Source organism: Turicibacter bilis (genome assembly GCF_024499055.1).
GTDB classification, from domain to species: Bacteria; Bacillota_I; Bacilli_A; order MOL361; family Turicibacteraceae; genus Turicibacter; species Turicibacter bilis.
The window spans coordinates 187,918-208,657 of sequence record NZ_CP071249.1; the positions used below are offsets into that span (position 1 = coordinate 187,918).

Annotated in this window: 19 protein-coding genes; 14 read left to right on the plus strand and 5 right to left on the minus strand. The window is 33.3% G+C overall.

Features of this window, described 5'->3' with window-relative positions; all coding sequences use genetic code 11:
* Positions 1-42 precede the first annotated feature (42 nt).
* The gene (gene bcp / locus J0J69_RS00955; protein ID WP_055242143.1) at positions 43-513 is read right to left on the minus strand and encodes a thioredoxin-dependent thiol peroxidase; all 471 of its coding nucleotides are present in this window, start codon (positions 511-513) and stop codon (positions 43-45) included.
* Between the two features lie 173 nt (positions 514-686).
* Between bcp and yaaA the strand changes: the two genes are divergently transcribed.
* The 3 genes from yaaA to J0J69_RS00970 all read left to right on the plus strand — a co-directional run bounded on the left by yaaA (position 687) and on the right by J0J69_RS00970 (position 2,823).
* A complete protein-coding gene (yaaA, locus tag J0J69_RS00960; protein WP_055242145.1) occupies positions 687-1,454 on the plus strand; it encodes a peroxide stress protein YaaA in 768 nt (255 codons plus the stop codon).
* A gap of 224 nt (positions 1,455-1,678) precedes the next feature.
* Entirely contained in the window at positions 1,679-1,828 is a 150-nt protein-coding gene (locus J0J69_RS00965; protein ID WP_156343895.1) for a hypothetical protein, read from the plus strand.
* A gap of 230 nt (positions 1,829-2,058) precedes the next feature.
* Positions 2,059-2,823 (plus strand): MFS transporter, encoded by a 765-nt coding sequence (locus J0J69_RS00970; protein ID WP_172676276.1) that lies wholly within the window; start codon positions 2,059-2,061, stop codon positions 2,821-2,823.
* A gap of 31 nt (positions 2,824-2,854) precedes the next feature.
* Here J0J69_RS00970 and J0J69_RS00975 read toward each other — a convergent pair whose 3' ends face one another.
* Positions 2,855-3,100 (minus strand): hypothetical protein, encoded by a 246-nt coding sequence (locus J0J69_RS00975; protein WP_055275323.1) that lies wholly within the window; start codon positions 3,098-3,100, stop codon positions 2,855-2,857.
* Positions 3,101-3,241: 141 nt separating this feature from the next.
* Here J0J69_RS00975 and J0J69_RS00980 point away from each other — a divergent pair, with 141 nt between their 5' ends.
* Positions 3,242-4,033: an EFR1 family ferrodoxin gene (locus J0J69_RS00980; protein ID WP_055275325.1), complete on the plus strand. Its 792-nt coding sequence runs from the start codon at positions 3,242-3,244 to the stop codon at positions 4,031-4,033.
* Between the two features lie 522 nt (positions 4,034-4,555).
* Positions 4,556-6,235: a PTS transporter subunit EIIC gene (locus J0J69_RS00985; RefSeq protein ID WP_212724510.1), complete on the plus strand. Its 1,680-nt coding sequence runs from the start codon at positions 4,556-4,558 to the stop codon at positions 6,233-6,235.
* Positions 6,236-6,683: 448 nt separating this feature from the next.
* On the opposite strand, the gene J0J69_RS00990 is transcribed toward J0J69_RS00985, so the two are convergent.
* The gene (locus J0J69_RS00990; RefSeq protein WP_156343896.1) at positions 6,684-7,214 is read right to left on the minus strand and encodes a hypothetical protein; all 531 of its coding nucleotides are present in this window, start codon (positions 7,212-7,214) and stop codon (positions 6,684-6,686) included.
* A 171-nt stretch (positions 7,215-7,385) separates the two neighbouring features.
* Between J0J69_RS00990 and J0J69_RS00995 the strand changes: the two genes are divergently transcribed.
* Positions 7,386-8,537 (plus strand): alkaline phosphatase family protein, encoded by a 1,152-nt coding sequence (locus J0J69_RS00995; protein WP_212724509.1) that lies wholly within the window; start codon positions 7,386-7,388, stop codon positions 8,535-8,537.
* A 419-nt stretch (positions 8,538-8,956) separates the two neighbouring features.
* Complete coding sequence (locus J0J69_RS01000; RefSeq protein WP_055242155.1) at positions 8,957-9,781, plus strand: sporulation peptidase YabG; 825 nt, start codon at positions 8,957-8,959, stop codon at positions 9,779-9,781.
* Between the two features lie 3 nt (positions 9,782-9,784).
* Here J0J69_RS01000 and J0J69_RS01005 read toward each other — a convergent pair whose 3' ends face one another.
* Entirely contained in the window at positions 9,785-10,843 is a 1,059-nt protein-coding gene (locus tag J0J69_RS01005; protein ID WP_336511268.1) for an ArsB/NhaD family transporter, read from the minus strand.
* Positions 10,759-11,091, minus strand: coding sequence for an SLC13 family permease (locus tag J0J69_RS13450; RefSeq protein WP_055275332.1), 333 nt, complete (start codon positions 11,089-11,091; stop codon positions 10,759-10,761). The genes J0J69_RS01005 and J0J69_RS13450 overlap by 85 nt, the downstream gene beginning before the upstream one ends.
* Before the next feature lie 228 nt (positions 11,092-11,319).
* On the opposite strand from J0J69_RS13450, the gene J0J69_RS01010 reads away from it, so the two are divergent.
* From J0J69_RS01010 to J0J69_RS13455, 7 genes are all read left to right on the plus strand, one after another.
* The gene (locus J0J69_RS01010) at positions 11,320-12,039 is read left to right on the plus strand and encodes a gamma-glutamyl-gamma-aminobutyrate hydrolase family protein (RefSeq protein WP_055242162.1); all 720 of its coding nucleotides are present in this window, start codon (positions 11,320-11,322) and stop codon (positions 12,037-12,039) included.
* A gap of 161 nt (positions 12,040-12,200) precedes the next feature.
* The gene (locus J0J69_RS01015) at positions 12,201-12,614 is read left to right on the plus strand and encodes a Fur family transcriptional regulator (protein WP_055275334.1); all 414 of its coding nucleotides are present in this window, start codon (positions 12,201-12,203) and stop codon (positions 12,612-12,614) included.
* Between the two features lie 26 nt (positions 12,615-12,640).
* Positions 12,641-14,794, plus strand: a complete 2,154-nt coding sequence (locus tag J0J69_RS01020) for a YhgE/Pip domain-containing protein (protein ID WP_212725494.1) — start codon at positions 12,641-12,643, stop codon at positions 14,792-14,794.
* Between the two features lie 150 nt (positions 14,795-14,944).
* Entirely contained in the window at positions 14,945-16,810 is a 1,866-nt protein-coding gene (gene htpG / locus J0J69_RS01025) for a molecular chaperone HtpG (RefSeq protein WP_212724504.1), read from the plus strand.
* Positions 16,811-17,073: 263 nt separating this feature from the next.
* Positions 17,074-18,147 carry an alpha/beta hydrolase gene (locus J0J69_RS01030; protein WP_212725493.1) on the plus strand — a complete coding sequence of 358 codons (1,074 nt, stop codon included), beginning with the start codon at positions 17,074-17,076 and terminating at the stop codon, positions 18,145-18,147.
* 214 nt (positions 18,148-18,361) lie between these two features.
* Entirely contained in the window at positions 18,362-19,597 is a 1,236-nt protein-coding gene (locus J0J69_RS01035; RefSeq protein WP_212725294.1) for an IS110 family RNA-guided transposase, read from the plus strand.
* A gap of 322 nt (positions 19,598-19,919) precedes the next feature.
* Positions 19,920-20,129 carry a DUF1919 domain-containing protein gene (locus J0J69_RS13455; protein WP_370456888.1) on the plus strand — a complete coding sequence of 70 codons (210 nt, stop codon included), beginning with the start codon at positions 19,920-19,922 and terminating at the stop codon, positions 20,127-20,129.
* The last annotated feature ends 611 nt before the right edge of the window (positions 20,130-20,740 follow it).

Genomic DNA, 20,740 nt, shown 5'->3' on the forward strand with positions numbered 1-20,740 from the left:
CATAGACTTACACATTAGGGTGTTTAGTCTATGAGCTTTTTATTATAATGAGCAGCTTTCTAATACTGCTTCAATGTGACCAGCCACTTTTACTTTACGATAAATTTTTGTGATAATTCCCGCTTCATCAATTAAGAAGGTTGAACGCTCAATACCAATGGCTTTTTTACCGTACATATTTTTTTCTTTTAAAACATCATATAAATGGCAGACGATTTCTTCATGATCAGAGAGTAAAATGAAGGGTAACTCATGTTTAGCGATAAACTTTTCATGACTAGCGACACTATCACGACTAATTCCTAAAATCACCGCATTTTGTTCATTAAAGGATTCGATAGCATCACGGAAAGCTTTCGCTTGATTTGTACAACCAGGTGTATTATCACGTGGATAGAAGTATAAAATCACTTTACGTCCACGATAATCGTGTAATGAATGTTGTTGATGATCAGATCCCATTAAGGTAAAGTCAGGAGCTTCCATTCCTTCCGTTAAAATAACTGGTTCCATAAAACTCACTTCTTTCTTGTTAAATTATGTAATGATTTACAAATAATTATGCGCTATAATAGTCGGGTTGTAAAGAAATATGATAAGATATTAAAGCACTTTGCGCTATCATTGTGAACGAGATAAATAAATTTTATACGTGAATTGAAAAAATGTTGAAGGATGTGTCAAAAATGTTAATGATGTTATCACCAGCAAAAACATTTAAAACCATTGAATTAGAACCATTAGATTTATCAAATGAATTAATTTTTAAAAATAAAACAAAACAATTGGTTAATCAGTTACAAACTTATTCGGTGAGTGAGTTATCAACTTTAATGAAAATGTCTGAAGCGCTTGCAGAGGTAAATGTAACAAGGTTCGCTCAATTTTATGAAAAAAATCAACAAGGCATGTATGCCATTCATGCCTTTGAAGGAGAAGCTTATAAAGGGTTAGATTCGTTAAGTTTAAATCAAGAAGCACTTGAATTTTCAAAAGAGTCGCTTCGAATTTTATCTGGACTTTATGGAGTATTAAAACCATTTGATGTGATGAATCCTTATCGCTTAGAAATGGGATTATCATGGTCAGGAGAGCATGGGAAAGATTTATATCAGTATTGGAAAGAAGATTTAACGGTTCATTTCTTAAATGAATTAAGTGAAACAAAAGGGGATCAAGTCCTATTAAACTTAGCATCAAAAGAGTACAGTAAAGCTTTAAATTTAAAACAAATTGAGAAAACGTATCCTGTGATTACGATTGAATTTAAAGAGCAAAAAGGTGAGGCGTTTAAAGTAGTGGGGATGTATGCTAAACGCGCACGCGGTCAAATGGCGCGTTATATTTTAAACCATCAAATTCATGAGGTTGAACAAGTTAAAGCATTTAATGAAGGAGGCTATACGTTTAATCCAGATTTATCAACCGAAAAAACATGGATTTTTACCCGTTAGCTTGACTGTCATAGCGATAAAATGGTGAAATTTTCAATAAATAAAGGGTGAGATTTTTATCCGAAGAGAGATCGGGTGAAATTATTTGAGATTAAAAGAGGGGAGAGGCAGCTAATGAAGATTAACTGCACGCTTTGCTAGTGGACCGCCCATTCTAATGCACATTTAGAATGGGGTTACGATAAAGTAGCTCCATGTTAATTAACGACATAGGAGTGAAGAAAATGAAACGTAATATAGGAATTGATTATATTTACCGATTTTTATCATCATTTGATATAACAGCAGCGATTTGGGTCTTATTTTTGGCGTATAAAGGGATGACACTCATTGAAATTGGGTTATTAGAGAGCATTTATCATAGTTGCAATTAAATTTTTGAAATTTCAACTGGAGCGATGGCAGATTTGCTCGGGCGTAAAAAAATGATTATTCTTTCACGCTTAGCAGCTATGATCTCGTCCATCGTTTTACTAGTCTCCAGTCTTTTGTTAGATTTGCGATTGGCTTTATTTTCTCAGCTTTTAGCGGAAATTTAAATTCAGATTCTGAAGAGGCGCTCGTTTACGATAGTTTTATTTCGATTAATCAAACTGAAGAGTATTTGCCATTTAATAGTCGATTAAATGTATTGATTGAAGTGGCTCAAGCGTTAGCTGTTTTTATTGGAGGTCTTTTAGCTGAAGTTAGTTTTGAGTTAAGCTATCTGATTGCAATTTTAATGGCGATAGGGTCCTTGAGTGTCGCTTTACAATTTAAAGAACCAATGATTCATGAAACTCAAGAGCGTTCATCTGTGAAAGATCATTTTCAACAATGCTTTATCATGATGAAATTAAATCGTCGTCTGTTAGCTATGCTACTTTATTTTCCGTTAATGATGACATTTACAACGGTCATCTATTTTTATGCTCAAGCTTATTTTTCAGACTTTTCTTATTCAAAATCGACTATCTCCCTCATTTTTTTAGTGAATGGATTAGTGAGTGCACTTGGTGCATTACTAGCTGAAAAAGTTGAAAGGTGGTGCCAGGGAAAGGCCTGGTTATTTGTACCGCTTAGTATGAGTGTGATGATTTGTATATTTGGATATGTTGAGGCTAAAGTTGGCATTTTTGTTTTTTGCTTAATTAATTTCTTAAGTGCTATTTTATATCCGATTAGCAGTGTTTATATGAATGAAGAGACGCCATCTGAAAAGCGAGCAACGATTATTTCAGTAAGTAGTATGATGTTTTCCCTTATGATGATTTTAATTTTTCCGCTTTGTGGATGGTTAGGAGAAAGAGTTGGGTTAGCCCAAGCATTTCAAGTCATTGGTTTATTAAATCTTTTGATTGTAGGAACGATTGCTCTAATTAGAAAATAAAAGCATAAAACGTGACTCAATGAGTCACGTTTTATGCTTTTAAGAGATTTAGTTGTTGCTTGAGTTCATGAATCACTTGTGATTCGATTTCATATTTTTCATATTGTTCATTTAACATTCGATCAACATAATTGGCTTTATGGGGAATTCGATTTTCTTTTTTGATTTGAGTTAAGTGAATTAAAAGCTGTTCTGTTTGTTTCAGCTGTCGTTGTGAATCTTCATATTGAGCTTTTAAGTCTTCATAATTAGTTAAATCATATACAGTTTTTGACATATAAATCACCTCCTAATTAGAATACTCCCTGTTTTTTGTATATTTTATGCAAGAAATGTTGTTTCATACAGTAATTTGCAGCATTTTTAAGGTATAGTACTGTAGAGTATGTCGTATAAATAAGAAAAAGGAAGGTATCGTATGATTTTTTATTTTAGTGGAACTGGAAACTCACAAGCAGTGGCGAATGAAATTGGAAGTTATCAAAACGAACGACTAGTCTCGATTGCTCAAGCCATGAAATTAGAACAATTGACTTATTCATTGGAGTCAGAAGAAAAAGTTATTTTTGTGTTTCCTATTTATGCATGGTCACCGCCTCAACTAGTTGTTGATTTTATAAAAAAACTTTCTTTTAATGGAAGTGTGCCAAGTTATTTAAGTGTCGTTGTCACATGTGGTGAAAATATAGGAGAAACTGAACGTGTCATTCAACGTTTATTTGAACAAAAAAGTTGGGCATTACAGAGTTTTTATACGTTAGTCATGCCTAATAATTATCTGATTTTAGGAACAGTGGACTCTAAAGAAGAGAGGAGAGAAAAGCTTCACTTAGTTAAAGAGAAGATTCTTCACTTAAATAAAAGTATCGCTCATTTAAAAGTTGAGAGACAGCTTATTAAAGGGTCACTACCTAAACTTTTAACGACTGTAGGAGGACGCCTCTTTCATTCATTTGGCAGAAGTGTTAAGCCATTCTTTGCCAATGACCACTGTATTTCTTGTAAGGTCTGTGAAAAAATATGTCCTACGGGATGTATTACGGTTGAAGGGAAGCCAATGTGGGAGGGAGAGTGTACTCAATGTTTGGCCTGTTTGCATTATTGTCCTAAATCTGCGATTCAGTATGGGCACCACATGGGAAATAAATCACGATATACCCATCCCGATATTTTATGGTATCAGTTAAATCAAACTCAAGAAGTCGAATAAATATCGGCTTCTTTTATTTATTTCTTTACTAATAAATGTTAAAAATTAACTCGTTTCCACAAAGGATATAATTAATCATTAAGGATGATACATATTTTTTATCATTTTAAAAGATTGTATTCGTTTAATGCAGTCTTTTTTTAGTGAGCCAATAACGTATATATTCGAACAGAAAGCAAATAATTTTAATGTTAAATGTTATTTATTAGACATAAATCAATTTTAGGTCATAGCGGGTCGTTTGAATAAAAAGTAGTTAAAAAGACGCTCAATAAGTTATATTAACATGACCAAAAATGTAGAAAAATTGATGTAAAAAAAACAGTTTAATGATGTTAAAAAAACCATAAAACTGTAAAAAAAACGTAGGTAACCGGTTACCTATTTAATGAAAGGGATATTAAATTGTGAAAAAATATAATATAATCATACATGTAAGCAATGTGGCTAATATGATGAAAGTTCACATTTGATATCGAATTAAATAATGGTTTTATGGTTACTTAGGAGGAGGATTTAAGTATGTTTAAGTATTTACAACGTACAGGGAAAGCCTTAATGCTTCCAATCGCTGCCTTACCAATCGCTGGTATTTTATTAGGAATTGGTGGAGCATTTTTAGGTATCGCTGGAATGACTGATGCACCAGCTATTTATCAATCAATTGCAAATATAATTAATAACTCAGATTTCTTAACAGCACTTTTAACAATTATGAATGATATTGGAAATATTGTTTTCGGAAACTTACCAATTTTATTCGCTATTGGGGTAGCAGCTGGTTTAGCTAAAAAAGATAAAGCAACTGCTGCGTTAGCTGCTGTATTTGGTTTCTTAGTAATGAACCAAGTTATTTCAACATTATTAACATTAGGAATGACTAAATTAGGTGTCGTAACTGCTGACAATGTTGGAGAATATGGAACTTACGTAACAACAAATGTCGGAATCTTTACATTAAACATGTCAGTGTTTGGTGGGATTATTACAGGGATGGTAACATCTGCGTTACATAACAGATTCTTTAACATTCAATTCCATCCTGTATTATCATTCTTTGCAGGATCTCGTTTCGTACCAATCATTACTTCATTAGTAATGGCATTAGTTGGGGTGGTTTTAGCCTTTGTTTGGCCATTCGTTCAAGATGGAATTGGAGCATTAGCAAATGTTGTTAATTCATCAGGAATTTTTGGTTCATTCTTATTTGGATTAGTTGAACGTTCATGTGTGCCATTCGGATTACACCACGTATTCTATACACCATTCTGGTATGGATCTTTCGTTGAGGCTAACTTATTAATTGGTGGACAAGATGTTCTTGTTCAAGGAGCAAACACTGCTTACTTCGTTCAATTAGGTTCAATGGGAGATTTAGTAGGTTTAGATTCAGAAAGAATGCATGAAATTGTTATGGGAACAACAAGTTTCTTAGCTGGTAAATTCCCATTCATGATGTTCGGTTTACCAGGTGCGGCTTTAGCAATGTACAAATGTGCTAAACCTGAAAAACGTCAAGCTGTGGGTGGTTTATTAGGAGCTGCTGCATTAACAACTATTTTAACTGGTATTACTGAACCATTAGAATTCACATTCTTATTCGTTGCACCAGTGTTATTCGTTGTACATGCTGTATTTGCTGGATTATCATTCATGTTAATGGCAATGTTAGATGTATTCATCGGGATGACATTCTCTGGTGGATTAATTGACTTCGTTTTATTCGGATTATTACCTGCAGGAGCTGGTGTAGCGACTCATTGGTACTGGGTATTAGTTGTTGGTGTTGTTTACTTTGCTTTATACTTCGTTGTATTTAGCTTCTTAATTAAAAAATTAAACTTAAAAACACCAGGTCGTGAAGATGATAACGAAGAAGTAAAATTATTCTCTAAAAAAGACTTCCAAGAACGTAACGGTGGATCTGCAGAAGCAACAACAGCTACAGCTGGAACTGATGAATGGAAAGAAAAAGCACCATTAGTATTAGAAGCATTAGGTGGAGCAGAAAATATTGAGAACTTAGATGCATGTATTACACGTTTACGTGTTGAAGTTGGAGATACTTCTAAAGTTGATAAAGATCGCTTAAAAGCTTTAGGTGCGGCAGGAGTTATGGAAGTTAAAGGTGGAGTTCAAGCAATCTTCGGTGGAAACTCAAATACTCTTAAAAACCATATTTTAGATATTATTGGTGACTAATCAATAGAATAATAACACTTCAAATGAAAATGACTAACCATTCGGTTAGTCATTTTTTTATAGTAATGGTTATAGAACGGAGTGTTATTTAAGTGATTGAATGATTTACTGTAAATCTATTATTGATATATAAGTTCAGATCAGTTTTTCATATTGTAAAAACTAAAGCCCTAGCAGTAGAGGAATAGATTTCTTTCAGAAATCGCTAGGTGACCCAAGCCCTAGTCATGGAGGAATAGATTTCTTTTAGAAATCGCTAGGTGACCCAAGGACTATATGACGTCTTAGTATGAAAGCTAATGTTTAACTAAAGCTGCTATAAAATAGTAACATACATTTCTGCTTTTATATAAGTTAATAAAAAATTACATATCGATCATATTGATGATCTAAAAAGTAAAGAAAAAAGACCAGTCTATGAAGACTAGTCTTTATAATCTCCCTCACTTTAAATTAAGCTTTGCCCCATCATTTGGTCTAAAAGAGATTGACTCATCAATGGTGCTTGATTAGTTAAAGTACTTTGAGGGGTAACTGCTGGTTGTCCCACCATTTGTTGCATATAAGCTGTTTGATTCATCATTGCAGGCTGTGTTGTAACAGGTGCTTGCGTTGCCATTTGAGCCATTGCTTGAGTTGGTTGAGCATAAAGCGTTGGCTGGTTAATAACGGTTGGACCTGCTAAGTATTCATCATAACGATATGATTCAACACTTTCTTGTCGATTTACGACATAATTGTGTTGGTTATGGTGATGGTGGACATTACGAACCACAACTGGAATGACATGATCGACACGGTGATAATGATGTTGCTGAGGAACACAAGTAACAGTTGGCTCAACGACTTGGCAACAAGTTTCATATTGACCCATTGGTGGCATAGTTGGCATCGGTACACTTCCCATAGGTGCACCACCCATCACAGGTGCACCTCCTACAATTGGAGCACTACCTGGACATCTCATATTTTGTTTCATAATTTGCTACATCCTTTCACTTTGTAATTCAGTTACAGTATAGTATATTATTTTTTCCTAAAAAGGCATTGACTCTTGCCCAAATGTTTCATTTACAAAATAATATTCGTGAAAGTAGATTATGGATTGAAAAATGTTTTATAATATAAGGGAAATAAATGAGGTGACAAGATGAAAAATATTATCTATCCAAACTATAATTGTTGTATTTTAAATACAATTGCAACTGTAATGAAGTATTATGGACTTCCATGTGAATATAAGGTATTACCTGAGCTTGAAGCAGCTCTTGCTAAGAAATATAAAACGATTGTTTTAATGGTGTTTGATGGAATGGGCATTGACGCCTTAGAGAAAAACTTAAAACCAACTGATTTTTTAAATCAACACATTAAATCTGAACTAACATCAGTCGTTCCATCGACAACAACAGCGGCGATGACTGCATATTATGCTGGAAAATCTCCACTTGAACATGGTTGGTTAGGATGGTCTTTATATTTTAAAGAATATGGACGCTATATCGATACTTTTATCAATACTGATAGTCATACTGGAGAAAAATTAGAACTTCCTCATGCCGGGCATGAATTAATGCCATATGCTCATATTCTTGATCAAATTGAACAGGTAACCCATCATCAGACAAAGGCTTATATGGTAGAACCGGCCTATATTGATTACAAAGGTAAAAATCAAAAAATTGGTGTTGAAGATGCTAAAGGATTTTTTGAAGAGGTAGAAAAGCTTTGTCAAACAAATGAAGAGAAGTTCATCTTTGCTTATTGGACGGATCCAGATAAAACGATGCATGGAACTGGATGTTACTCAGAAGAAACAAAACAAAAATTACAAGAAATCAATGATTTATTAGCGTCGTTATCAAAGACGCTAGAAGATACCTTAATTATTGTTTCTGCTGATCACGGTTTAATTGATGTAGAGAATAAAACGTATTTAAATGAGTATCCTCAATTAACCGATTGTTTTTTAATGCCACCATTCATTGAAGGACGTTTAATGTCATTCTTCATTCGCGAAGATTTACGTGATACGTTTAAGCAACGCTTTAATGAGTTATTTAGTGATGATTTCATCTTACTAACACGACAGGAAGCATTACAGAAGCAATTATTTGGTCCTGGAGAACCTCATAAAAAAACATTAGATTTTATTGGTGATTATATTGCTTGTGCAACCGGGCGTAAATTATTTGATTACATGCCGCTGACTAAAACGAAGAAATTTGAATTTACAGCGACTCATGCGGGTTTAACACGTGAAGAAATGTTAGTCCCATTAATCCTAGTTGAATCAAAATAAAATGAAAAGAACCTAGTCCAGAAGAACGATTTCTGTCTCTAGGTTCTTTTTTTAGTCTTTCACAATGGGGGCATTGTCCGTAATTTATTCCCCGTCAAATGATTGTAAATCAGCGAAGCATCGAAGTAATATTGATTTTTAATCACCATATTTTTCGTCAATAATCCCGATGTATGATGCATTTAAGTAAAAACAAACAGCTTTTAAAACGATATTATTTTGATAGGATTTAAATGGTGAATAGACATTTAACTTATTGATTTCTTCTAACCCTCATAGGTATATGGTGCTTCAATCTTAGTAAAGAAATTGGATAAGCTGGGGATGATAGTTTAGAAAAAGAAAAGAAGATTGCCTTTACATGTTTATACTCACCGACATATGATGAAGTATAGCATAATAAAGAGGTGTAGTATTCTATGCAAGTAGGTGATGTCATTGTTAGAAAGTCTTATCAGAAAGACATGAAATTTACAATTGTTAAAATTATCAATCATCAGGCTATCTTGAACGGTTTAAATTATCGCTTAATTGCAGATGCAGATCTGGATGATTTAGAATGTGTTGAATCAAGGTTATTGATTTCAAATAAATGGTGTAAACTAAAAAATAAAGATTCAAAATTAATTGATTCACCACCTAAGCTATTAAAGCAATACCCTCATTATCAAACCATCTCGAATCATCAAAATATGAAGTTTGGTCGAATTCTGCATTTAGATGGAAATATGTTATATTTTAAAAAATGTTGTTCATTGTATAAGAAGTTAAACTTAACAGTTGATGCTTACTGTATCAAAGAATGCCATCAACCGCTGTTTATTTCAGAATTACTTAGCTTGCATCATCCAGATATCTTAATCCTCACAGGTCATGATTCAATGACAAAAGAGAAGCGTTACTCTATGACACCGTCTGATTATAAAAATTCCCGATTTTTTGTTGAATCGATTAAGGCGGCACGGAAGGTCTATAAAGATTATGATGATCTTATTATATTTGCTGGAGGGTGTCAATCGAATTACGAAGCTCTGATGAATGCAGGAGCAAACTTTGCAAGTGCTCCTAAACGATCACTGATTAATATTTATGACCCAGTTTATGTTGCCTCTATCCTTTCTACTTCTTCAATCTCAACCGTTATTGATTTGAATGTCCTACTAGAAAGTGGTTTGTTCACAGATACAGATATTGGTGGTTTAGAAACGAGAGGGAAAAGTCGAATCATTAAACCTGGATATTAGTCATCAAATCGTAATCGCAATATAAATTACTATATAAAGGGCAGAGAATAAGACCATAAAAAGAGCGAATGGAATCGAGAAGACAAGATAATTTTTTAAGACAAAGATTTCTTCAAGCTCTTTTTTCTCGTGGGGTAACATTCTAATATGTTTAATAAATCGTTTAGTTTGGCTCAGTAACACGGGTCCACCGGTAGCCGACCAAGGGAGCATACTACTGCCTGATAAAATACCAAGTGCTAAAGCAGCATAAATTAAGTGAAAAGGAACGAGCGAAGATAAAGATGTACAAATGGGTAATAAAGTGGCTGCAGCAGGTCCATCTGATAAAAATGTGGCAATTAGAAAGGATAATCCTAAAATAGAGAGACACATTAAATAAGGATTTTGTTGTGTAGCTGCTAAAATATATTCGGCGATAGAAGATAGAATTCCACATTGTTCTAAAACACCACCAATTAAAAATAAAGCGATTAAGAAAGCAATCGAGTCCAGTAGTGGCAAGTCGTTAAGAAGATCCATAGATTCTTTATGATTTGAAAGTAAGGCTAATCCCCCAAAGAATAAAGAAACGTAGGCAATCGAGACATTAAAAAAGGGACCCACACATAAACCAATAATATAATCAACGAATAGGATTAATGGAATACGTAATTCTTTCCATTTAATAGGTTCTTTCTTAATGACCGGCGATTCACGCCAGTGCTTTGAAAAAAAACGATACCAAATATATGTATAACCGCAAAGGAAAACAATAAATAAGAAACAAGGGAATAACATTATATTTAAGAAATCAAAAAGTGAGAAATCAGTGTATAGAGTCAGAATCACAGCAGGGGTGTCAGCCCATGGAAGGGCTGCTCCTCCAATATTAGAAGAAACAACTAAACTAACTAAGATAGGAGTAATCGGGATATGATATTGATTAGCTAAATAGATGGTAGTATAGGTAAAGAGTAGAACGACACTTAGATTATTCATAAATAAGGAACTAAAGAAAATAAGGAAGGGCAGAACGAGAATAATAAAAGTTTGACTTCCTTTCGAGAGCTCGACAAAAATTTATAGCTGATCCGATTCATGACACCGCAACGTTCAAATATATCCGTAAAAAGTGAAAGAACGATCAGAAGAATGATAATCTCAGAAGGAAATGAGGTAAAAGCTTTTGCAACATCAAAGGAAGATGTTAGTGTTCCTATGAGTAATAATGTTCCAGCACCTAACAGTGCAGTAGCTGTTCTTTTTTTGGTGTTGAGGATCATGAGAATATAAACACAAATAGTAATGATAATAAGAATAATATTCATTGCTATACCTCTTTTTTAATAGACTTTCTGTATATCATATTGAAAGAAGGATAAATCTGTGTTATTGAATCAGGATAAAATTCCTCGTTTTTTACTTTTAGACATTTTTTGAATCTCCATTTGAGAAGTTTCTTATTTTTGCATAATATAGACTGTATACAGGGTGTTATTTTATGAAAAGGGTAATATATTAAAAAATAGTAGGTAGAAAAAGGAGTGAGAAATAAAATGAAAAATTCACCAATCATTGGATTAGCTCCATTATGGGATGATGGAAAGCAGTGCGTTTGGATGGAGCAAGATTATCTTGAGGCTATTACCTTAGCGGGAGGTATGCCTATCATTCTACCTCTTGTACAAAATGAAGCTATGATTGAAGAGATTGCTTCAAAAATTGATGGATTGTTTTTAACAGGAGGACACGATATCAATCCGAACATTTATCATGAAAAAGCTACTGATTTATGTGGGAAAATGTGTGATTCTAGGGATAGATTTGAGTTGAAATTAGTAGAAAAAATAATAGAGCAAAATAAACCTATTTTTGGGGTTTGTCGAGGACTACAACTCTTAAATGTTTTCTTTAAGGGGACACTTTTTCAAGACATCCCAACACAATATAAAAAAGATCGCAACTTCTCACATCGACAACAAATCCCGTATGATCAACCGGTTCATGAAGTTTTTTTTGTCGAAGGTGGCTTGTTAGCTCAGTGGTTAAATGTGAATACTTTACAGGTGAATAGCAGACACCATCAGGGCATTAAAAAGTTAGGTGAAGGACTAATGGTTGAAGCTCTTTCAAGCGATGGCTTAATAGAAGCGATTCATCATTCTAATTACCCCTTTTTAGTGGCTGTTCAATGGCATCCTGAATCGAGATGTAAAACAAATGAACAAGAAAGAATGCTCTTTGAACAGTTTGTGAATAGTTGTAAAAGAACATAAATTAAAGTCTGCACATGTATGAAATTTGAAGGGAAAGGTATCCTAAAAAAAGACACCTTTCTCTTTTTTGTTGGTCCATTAGATAAAATTTATTGACAGTTTCTGCAAAGAGGAGTAGAATTTGAAACTGAGTTTCAAATTTATGAGAATGAGGTGTGAATATGACCGAGTCAAAAGGCTATAAGACGAGGCAACGGAGCTTAATTTTAAGCTATCTAGCTTCAAATCGGGATCGACATATTACTGCAGAAGAGATTATTAGCCATTTTCGTTCTAAAGGAACAAAGATAGGCAAATCAACGGTGTATCGATATCTTAATTTATTATTAGAAAAAGGGATTATTCGAAAGTATTTACGTGGTGATGGACCAACAGCATGTTATCGTTATGTGGACGAACAATCAACCGAGGCATTCGTCTGTCATGTAAAGTGTGAACGCTGTGGTAAAGTTGAAAATATTTCGTGTGAAGAAATAAAAAAAATCAGTGCAATCTTCGAGCAAAAATCTGCCTTTAAATTAGATTTAAGTCATACGATCTTTTATGGACAATGCAGGGATTGTAAAATAGAATGAGTTAGTTAAGAAGGAAGAGATTTAAAATGATAAAAAATATTTGGACGATTTATAAAGAGGACCTTAAGCGTATTTTTACAAATTATGCCGCTCTTATCGTTATTTTAGCCTTATGTATATTACCGTCACTTTATGCGTGGTTTAATATTAAAGCATCGTGGGATCCTTATGGTCAGCAAGCAACGAGTCAAATTAAAATTGGTGTGATTAATAATGACAAGGGAACTGAGTTCAATGGAAAACTCATTAATATTGGAGATCAAGTGGTTGATCAATTAAAAGAAAATGATTTAATGGGATGGCAATTTGTTGACGAAGCAGAAGGAGAGAAGGCATTAGAAGAGGGAACCTTCTATGCAACGATTACGATTCCTGATAATTTTTCACAAGATATTACATCTTTAGTGACAAGTGATGTAAAAAAAGGACAAATGATTTATCGAGTGAATGAAAAAATTAATGCTATTGCTCCTAAGTTAACTAGTAAAGGGGCTACTGGTGTTCAAGAGAATATCAATCAAACAATTGTTGAAACGGTTAGTGGTATTTTGTTTGAAGCGGGAAAAGGATTAGGTTTAGAAATTCAAGAAACCGTATTACCTCAGTTATCGCATGTTTATGATCAATTAGAAGAATTAATTTCAAAATTTGGCGATATGAATAGTTTAGTGCAAACAGCTCATAATGGTGGAATTCAATTAAAAGACTTAATTGCCTCAATTCAGACCGATTTACCATTGATTGAAACGACCATTACTTCTGCAAAGACAACGATTACTTCTTTAGAAAGTTTCATGGATACTTCAAAATCAGCGCTAAGTGATTTCATGCCGACCTTAAAAAATGATCTGTTATTAATTCAGACGATTGCTGATGAACTAAATACTTATGTGAGTCAAATAGAAGAGGCCATTCTAAGTGGGTCAGACAAAGCTCCTGAATTGATTGAGAACTTAATTACAAAAGTAGAAAGTACTCAAAGTTTAGTGCGATCATTTGTTAAAGTATTAGAGAGTTTCAATAAATTCCCAGCTGGGAGATTTGATGATTTAATTTCACAGTTACAGGGTGTGAATGGAGAATTAGATAAAGCTAAAGACTTTTTACAACAATTACATGATACTACTGTTAATGGTGGAGAACCTAATTTAACGGTTTTAAATAACATCAAAACTTTATTAAGTAGTGTTTCAAGTACAGCGAGTTCCATTTATAATCGTTTTGATAGTGCTATTGTGCCATCTTTAAATAATGTCATTGATCAGGCTTATAGTACAGCAACTAATGTCTTACAAGTTTTAAAAGAGGCTGAAACAAAATTACCAGATGTTGCTTCCTTATTAAATACAGCGTATGAAGGAGCAGATAAAGGAATTGACGCCATTGAATATATCAACTCAAAATTACCTGAAGCAGAGAATAAAGTAAGAGAAGTGACTGCAAAACTTGGTGATATTAATGAAAGCCAAAGTTTACAAGAGGTGTTAACGTTACTTCAAGAAGCAGTGACGGAACGTCAAAACTTTATGTCATCTCCCGTCGATTTAGTTGAGGAAACCATCTTCCCAATGCATAACTACGGTACTGCGATGACACCATTTTATAGTGTACTCGCTCAGTGGGTCGGAATGACGTTATTAATTTCAATGTTATCGGTTCATGCAAAAGGCGAATATCGTCCAAGTGAAGAATATTTTGGAAAGTTCTTGTTGTTTGCAACAATTGCACTTGTTCAAGGTCTTATTATTGCATTAGGTGATTTATATCTTTTAAATATCTACTGTGTCAATCCAGGTTTATTTATTGTTGGAATTTTATTCACGAGTATCACATTTACTTTTATCGTTTATTCACTCGTTTCAGTATTTGGTAACGTTGGAAAGGTTGTCTCAATTATTCTATTAGTCTTACAAGTGGCAGGTTCAGGAGGAACTTTCCCAATTCAATTAACACCTAAGTTCTTCCAAATTATTAATCCATTTTTGCCTTTTACATATGCGATTTCTTTTGCACGTGAATCGATTGGTGGAATCGTGGAAAATGTTTTAGCAAAAGATATTATCATTATGTGTATCTATAGTGTGGGGGCAGTTCTTATTTCATTATTTTTAAAGAAACCAATTAATAAGTTATTACAAGGATTTGCTGAGAAATTTGAAGAAAGTGGGTTAGGGGAATAATCGCATGAAAATCATGCGATTTTTTCTTGGAATTTACTGTGATAGCGGATTAAAATGTTGACACCAAATTTAGGGTATGATATATATTTGATATGGGTGTTAGCACTCTAATGATGAGAGTGATAAAAAAAGAACAGAGGAGCGATTAAATTGAAACAATTTAAAGCAGAGTCAAAACGATTATTAGATTTAATGATTAATTCAATTTACACACATCGTGAAATTTTCTTACGTGAGTTAATTTCGAATGCAAGTGATGCGATTGATAAACTATATTATAAAGCCTTAACAGATTCAGATTTAAGCTTCAATGCAGATGATTACTTTATTAAAATTTCTATTGATGAAGAAAAGCGTCAGATTACGATTTCTGATACAGGAATCGGTATGACAGAAGCGGAGTTGGATGAACATTTAGGGGTTATCGCTAAAAGTGGTTCATTACAATTTAAAAAAGATACAGAGTTAGAAGATGGTCATGATATTATTGGACAATTTGGGGTTGGATTTTATTCAGCTTTCTTAGTGGCTGATAAAGTGACTGTCATTTCAAAAGCTTTAGGAGCAGAAACAGCTTATAAGTGGGAATCATGTGGAGCCGATGGATATACGATTGAGCCATGTGAAAAAGCAACGGTTGGAACAGACATCATTTTAACAGTAAAAGAAAATACAGAAGATGAAAACTTTGATGAGTATTTAGATGTCTATAAATTAAAATCAATTATCAAAAAATATTCAGACTTCATTCGTTATCCAATTAAAATGGATTTAACACGCTCACAACTAAAAGAAGGTAGTGAAAGTGAATATGAAGAAGTCACAGAAGAACAAACAGTTAATAGCATGGTTCCAATTTGGAAGAAAAATAAACGCGAATTAACTGATGAAGATTATGAAAACTTCTATAATGAAAAACACTTTGGATTTGATCAACCATTAGCACATATTCATTTAAGTGTAGATGGAACAGTAAGCTATAATGCTATTCTTTATATTCCAGAGAAGATGCCATACGATTTCTATACAACAGAGTATGAAAAAGGATTAGAACTTTATTCAAGTGGTGTCTTAATCATGAATAAATGTGCCGACCTATTACCAGATTACTTTAGTTTCGTCAAAGGAATTGTCGATTCAGAAGATTTATCGTTAAATATTTCTCGTGAAATTTTACAGCATGACCGTCAATTAAAATTAATTGCAAAGAACATTAAAACGAAAATTAAAAATGAATTAGAAAAAATGATTAAAAATGATCGTGAAAAGTATGAAACATTCTATCAATCATTTGGACGTCAATTAAAATATGGTGTTTATTCAGACTTTGGAGCAAACAAAGACGTGCTACAAGATTTATTAATGTTTGCTTCATCTCATGAAGATAAATTAGTGACATTAGATGAATACGTGTCTCGTATGAAAGAAGATCAAACGCATATTTACTATGCCGTAGGAGATTCTATTGATCGTATTAAAAAGTTACCACAATCAGAGGCTGTGTTAGATAAAGGATATGAGATTTTATACTTCACAGAAGATATTGATGAATTTGCGATTAAAATGTTAATGTCATACCAAGACAAAGAATTTAAATCAGTTTCTAGTGCGGATTTAGGATTAGATACAGATGCAAAAGAAGAGGAAGCAACAAAAGAGTTTGCAACGTTATTTGAAAATATGACGTCAGTATTAAGCGGAAAAGTTAAAACTGTTCGTGCAAGCCGCCGTTTAAAATCTCATCCTGTTTGTTTAGCTAATGAAGGGGATTTATCAATTGAAATGGAAAAGGTATTAAACTCAATGCCAAATGGTCAGCAAGTAAAAGCTGATAAAGTATTAGAAGTTAATGTTAACCATGATGTGTTTAAATCATTACAAGCTGCATATGAACATGACAAAGAGAAGTTTGATTTATTTACAGATGTCTTATATAATCAAGCACGCTTAATCGAAGGTTTAGATATTGAAGATCCAGTGGCCTTTACAAATAATGTTTGTCGATTAATGAAATAAAAAAATGGGTGACTATCAATGATAGTCGCCTTTTTTGATAGGATAAAAAGTTGTTTAATGAATTAATAGAAATGGAACTTTAATCAAAAGAATTAAATCCAGTGATATTAAGTTGTCTTTTGAATTGCTATTAAAAAATGTAGGGTAATGCGGGTTTAATATGCTTTGGTAGAGTAAAGACGAAACAAAGGAATTTTTAAAACTTTATTTTCATAGACTTACAATAACGATGATAAACTAGCAAAATTAAGTAGGGGATAAAAATGATAAGGGTAATCCTTTACAGTGTTTTCACTTTATGTTTGATAGCTGTCGTTTATGTCATGATCTATCAGTTTCTATTTAGATATGATGAAAGTTGTTCAAAATTAAAAGTATTGAATTTAGAAAAAGCAATCGACGATTTTTATTTATCAGAAGAAGATTATATAGAAAATATGACTAAATATGTGTACCCCAAACTAGAGAAGTATAGAAAAAGTGAGAGCTTTATGAATGATGGACATACGATTGTGTATGAAAGTTATCTTCTCGAAGAACCTAAAGCGACGATTATTATGATACATGGAAACTGTGAGAAAAAAGAGAAGTATCAAGAAGCAATTTATTATTTTTTAAATATGAACTATCAAGTCTATATCTTTGATCAATATGGTCATGGAGAGTCAACCCGTAGTCCAAGTGATAGAAATTTAGTTGATGTAGATCATTATGCTGTTTATGTGAATGATTTGCGTTATTTAATCGAGGAGATTGTTATAAAAGAAGTGAAGATGACTCAAATCGTTTTATTCGGACATTCGATGGGCGGGTGTATTGCTGCCTTATTAGCTGAGCAGTATCCAACGCTTATCGATGGCTTGATTTTATCATCACCAATGTTTCAAGTAGATACTGCAGGAATTTGGGAAGGATTTGCTTATCCGTATATTAAGTTAGGTTGCCTATTAGGAAAGAAAACAGATTACTTAGTGGGAGAACCTTATCGTCAAGAATTAGAGCAAGAAATCACTTCAACTCACTTATTAACCAATAGTCAAAAGAGAGGAAGTTTTATGTATCAACAACGATTTACAAGTAGCACTTCTCCAACATTCGGTTCTTCTTGGCAATGGGTAAGAGCATCAATCGATGCCATTCATCAAGCACTTAAGAAAGAAAATATTGCTTTCATAGACGCTCCAATCTTATTATTTCAAGCAGAAGAGGATAGAGCTGTGCTGCCATATGGTCAATATTCTTTTGCAAATTCAGCTCATGAAATTGATTTTTATTTAATTGAGAATGCACAGCACGAGTTGTATATAGACCATCACGCCCTAGAGGCACCACAATAAACGAAAATAAAGTGTGCGTTGAATGAGATGGCTTAGGTTCACTCACAATATGTTGTACAATCAAGGACGATGTTTCTTGGATCGAATAGACCGATATATAGACTGTTCTGACAACTTCTCTTTGAACCACATTTTGTCCCTGAGGACGTATAGTAGAATAATAATCATGAAGTTGGCATTGTACGTAAATTATATTCAAAGGAGAATTCAGACCATGGATGTTCTTTACAAAACTTGTTGTGGGATTGACGTGCATAAGATGAAATTGGTTGCCTGTTTGTGTAAAGGCCACAAGCAAGAAATCAAGGAATTTAGTGCCAAAACAAAAGATATCAAAGCAATGGCTAATTGGCTTGAAGAGAATCAATGTGAAATGGTAGCGATGGAATCGACTTCTGTTTATTGGAAACCACTGGTTAACATCTTTGAAATGCGCGGTTTAAATTATATGATCGTGAACGCCAAAGACTTTAAAGCTGTTCCTGGTCGGAAGACAGATGTTTTAGATAGTGCTTGGTTAGCCGATTTACTTCGCCACGGTTTACTTAAATCAAGCTTTATTCCAAGTCGTGAACAACGTGAATTAAGAGAGGCGACAAGGTATCGCAAAGCGATAACTGAAGAAAGAGCTCGTGCCCTTAACAGACTTCAAAAATTATTAGAAGGTGCAAATATTAAAATTGGTTCGGTTCTTTCAACTATTACAGGTAAAACAACGATGAATCTACTGGATTATGTTCTAAACAATGATGAAATGATGGATGAAAAAACAGCTGAAACCTTAATTATCAGTCGGATATCGGCTTCTGTTAAAGAGGTGACAGAGGCGATGGAAGGAATTATGACCCCTTTTCAAAAAATGATGATGAAACAAGTTCTCACGCATCTTCATGAATTATCTGAAAGAATTGAAGAGATGGATATCATCATTGAGACGTATATGGCAGAATATTGGGAAGCGATTAAGAAGCTTGAACAAATTCCTGGAGTCGGAAAGAAAAGTGCGGAAATTATTTTAGCTGAAATCGGATTGGATATGAATCAATTTCCAACTGCGGGGCATCTAGCTTCATGGGCAGGTGTAGCTCCTGGAAATAATGAAAGTGCGGGCAAAAGAAAAAGCGGGCGAACCCGCAAAGGAAATAAGATACTAAAATCGACCCTCGCACAGGCTGCGAAATCAGCAGCTAAGAATAAAAATAGCTTCTTTCATGCTCAGTATCAACGAATTGCCATCAGAAGAGGAAAAAATAGAGCCACCATGGCGGTCGCTCATTCCATCCTAATCGCCATCTATCATATGTTGAAAGACGACCAGGAGTTTATTGATTTAGGATCCGACTACTACCATCAATTTAATACCGAGAAAAAAATCAACTCATACCTGAAAAAGTTAGCTGCTTTAGGATACAGAGTTGATGAGCATTCTACGATATCACCAGTCGGATAATTTATTATCGTAAAAAACAAGTGATTTAAAACATAAAAACACAAACAATTGTTGTTGAAAGTTGCCTTTATTTCGACAGTAATTTATGACATGATTCGAGGCCTACAAGGGAGGTCTTTTCAAAGCTGACCTCACGGAGGGAGTTTGTATTTATTTTCATAGTAGAAAAGGATGAAATTATTCAATCTTATTTTAATCAAATGAAAGAGTTTATTGAAACTAAAATTTTAAAATAGAAAGATGTAGCAATTATTAGTAATAATTGTACAGCTGATTATGTTTATTAATTCTTTGGATTAGCATATTTTATTCCTATAGTAGGATTGTTTTTTCAACTGAAAATTATTTGAAGTTTATGGAGAATTTGAAAGAGTATATATCTAAAGATATTAAATTTATAACTGTAAGTGAGAGGAAAAATGAGTTCATTAGAAATAATAAAGACTTAATCAATTATCCAATAGGAAAAATAGGGAATGTTGAAATTTATTTTACGCATTATTACTCACAAGAAGAGGCACACAGGAAATAGTTAAATCAGATTAGATGAATTGATTTAAATAAAACTATTTTCTTGTTAACAGAAAATGAATTGACGGAAGAAATACATATAGACAAGCTTTTGAAAATAAAACTTATAAAAAAGATTTGTCTAACGTACAATAAATACAATTGTGAGAATACTTATCATTCTGAAAGAGTTAGCCAGATGGAGAATAAATCTTGATTACCTAAAATTGTACTTAATCTAGTAGACTGGCATTTAATTATTAATGATAATAAAGACTAGATATTCGAAATAAATAGCAGCTATCAGACGAAGCAAGTATTGATGTATGGAAGTGGCGATGTAAAGGTAAAATGCAGTGAAGAATGAGATGCTGTTTACCATTTATGTGACATTTGTCTAGAACCACACATCTGGCGTGAAGCTTATGAGTTTTCAGAATAGGCAGTATCGTTAGTTTTAATCTACAATATAAAGTCGACGATGATTGTCACTAAATCTTCATTATTTAAAAAGTATTTGATTCGTTAGAGAGGATTAAAAAACTGCTTTACCATCAAATATTCATCGATATTTTAAAACCTTAGTGAATGATTCATTAAGGTTTTTTATGGAGTTAATATGTTGAGGATATG